Genomic DNA, 1789 nt, shown 5'->3' on the forward strand with positions numbered 1-1789 from the left:
CGCCCGGCCCAGCAGGGTGCGCGCGCGGGCAAGGGAGGAAGGCGTGCGCACGGCGCGGGCCCTCCTCTCCGGGCGTGGATCGGGCAGTCGTCGTCAGGGAACTCGTCCCGACTACCTTATGCGGAGATAAGCCCGTTTTCGGATTTCCGTCCACTGGGCGGGACCGGCCGCTGGACGGGAACGGCTGCTGGGCTTGACCGGCCGCTGGACGGGATCGGCCACCAGGCGGGACCGGCGCCCCGGTCAGCCGTCCGTGCGGCCCCGGCGCAGCATGGCGAAGCCCAGGCCGGCCGCGCCCACGGCCGCGATGCCGCCGCCCGCCGCGAGCAGCAGCACCCCGCTGCCCGGACCGTCGGCCAGGGTGTTCAGCCGCAGCGCCTCGGCGGTGCCGGCGGTGCGGTGGGTCTCGGCGACGGCCGGTACGACCTGTCCGGCGGCGGCGCCCCGGCGGGTGGCCGTCTTGTGGCCGTCGCCGGCCACCGCGTGGGAGCCGTTCTGCGGGAGGGTCTCGCCGGTCCAGGAGGAGAGCCGCCCGTCCGGCCGCAGCGCGGCGTGCAGCTCACCGGCCCCGCCCACGCCGGTGGCCCCGTCACGGCTGGTCAGCGTCGCCACCTTGGTGCCCGAACGCAGGATCTCCGCCTGGTACGCGTCCTTCGCCAGGCGGTACACCTTGGCGGTCGAGCGGCCGTCCGCGAGGGACAGGCTGCTGACCAGGGTGCGCTGGACGCCGGCGGCGGACGCGGCCGGAACCCCGTCGGCGAGCGCGGCGGCGGTGGGCAGCGCCAGCAGGGCCGCGGCGCATGCGGTCACGGCGGTGGCGCGAACGATGGTGCGGCGGCTGACGGTGTTCACGGGGATCCATTCGGTGCTGGCGTTGCGGGCAGGTGTCCTCAACGTAGGCGCGGGCTGTTGCGATAGGGCCCTGGCCTTGTAACAGGAAGGCAGCAGCGAGCCGACGGAGCTGTTACATGTTCGAGGGATTGCCGAGGGCGGCGGCGCCTGCTCCCATGGACGTCGGGGGTGAGGCCGATGGACGGACTCAAGGTGCTTCCGAGCGGCCGGCCCGGCCGAGGCCGGCTCTACGTGAACCGGCCCGACGGCCAGGCGGTGGCCTGGTACGACCGGCAGACCAACCGGATCAGCGTCCTGTCGGACGGCCGGCGCGAGGACGTACTGGCCGTGCTGCGCCCGTACTTGAGCGGGGACTGGACGATCGGGCCGCCCCCCGTCCCCACCCGGGCCGAACTGCGCCGCCTGCACCTCCCGCCGGACCGGGACCTGGCCCCCAACCGCCCCGGCGAAACGCTCCTCGGTGAACTGGAGTACGGAGCACCGGGCGGCAGCAGGGCCCGGCACCGCATGCGCCGCCAACTGGTGGCGCTCCAGCGCACGGGAGTGGAGCTCGACCTGCTGGAGGCGGAGGACTGGCGGGTGGTCCACGACGTGCCCCTGCCGGGGCTCGGACTCCTGGACCACCTGCTCATCGGCCCGCCGGGCGTCTTCGTCCTGCGTACGGTCCCGGGCCGGCGCCAGCGGGCCCAAGTCGGCGACCTGCTCCTGACGGTGGGCCGCGCCGCCCCCGCCCCGGACCCCCGCTGGATCCGCCGCGCGGCGTCCCACGCCTCCCGCGCCCTGGCCTCCCCGGTCACCGCGGCCCTGTGCCTCACGGACGCGTCCCGGGTGGAGGTGGCCCCCACCCTCAGGGACGTCCTGGTCCTCCAGCCCCCGACCCTGACACCCACCCTCCACGCGGCCCCCGCGACCCTCAAACCCCCGGACGTGGAAGCCC

General features: G+C 75.6%; 2 protein-coding genes. One reads left to right on the forward strand and one right to left on the reverse strand.

Translation table 11 applies throughout. The annotated features are described in order from the left end of the window. Positions 1 to 243 precede the first annotated feature (243 nt). Complete coding sequence (locus VR44_RS39395) at positions 244 to 852, reverse strand: hypothetical protein (protein ID WP_045952504.1); 609 nt, start codon at positions 850 to 852, stop codon at positions 244 to 246. A 177-nt stretch (positions 853 to 1029) separates the two neighbouring features. Between VR44_RS39395 and VR44_RS39400 the strand changes: the two genes are divergently transcribed. Beyond that, the coding region (locus VR44_RS39400) for a nuclease-related domain-containing protein (RefSeq protein WP_045952505.1) at positions 1030 to 1789 on the forward strand (760 nt) is incomplete at its 3' end.

This window comes from Streptomyces katrae, assembly GCF_000966975.1.
GTDB classification, from domain to species: Bacteria; Actinomycetota; Actinomycetes; order Streptomycetales; family Streptomycetaceae; genus Streptomyces; species Streptomyces katrae.